The sequence below is a fragment of the Pseudomonas sp. NPDC087639 genome (genome assembly GCF_044743385.1).
In the GTDB taxonomy this organism is placed as follows: domain Bacteria; phylum Pseudomonadota; class Gammaproteobacteria; order Pseudomonadales; family Pseudomonadaceae; genus Aquipseudomonas.
The window spans coordinates 1-429 of record NZ_JBIUWI010000023.1 but is presented as its reverse complement, the minus strand read 5'-3'; the positions used below and the strand labels follow the sequence as shown (position 1 = coordinate 429).

Sequence of the window (429 nt, the reverse complement as noted above, 5' to 3'; positions counted from 1 at the left end):
CGGTGTCGCCCCGGGTCATCGCTTCGCTCGGGTCGTGGGTCACGTAGACCGTGGTGGTTTTCAGGCGCTGGTGCATCAGTTTCATTTCGGTGCGCATCTCGACGCGCAGCTTGGCGTCGAGGTTGGACAGCGGTTCGTCGAACAGATAGATCTTCGGCCGACGCGCCAACGCACGGCCCATCGCCACACGTTGTTGCTGACCACCGGAGAGCTGGCCCGGCTTGCGGTTGAGCAGGTGTTCGATCTGCAACAGCTTGGCCACGCGGGCGACTTCTTCGTCGATCGCCGACTGCGGCATCTTGCGAATCTTCAGACCGAACTCGATGTTCTCGCGCACGCTCATGGTCGGGTACAGCGCGTAGGACTGGAACACCATGGCGATGTCGCGATCCTTGGGGCTCATGCCGCTGACGTCCTGGTTGCCGATCA

The 429-nt window shown here is 62.2% G+C and carries 1 pseudogene; it reads right to left on the bottom strand.

Going from position 1 to position 429, the window contains the following annotated elements:
- Nucleotides 1-429 (bottom strand): annotated as a pseudogene (locus ACIOVB_RS12175) (ABC transporter ATP-binding protein); the annotation flags it as partial.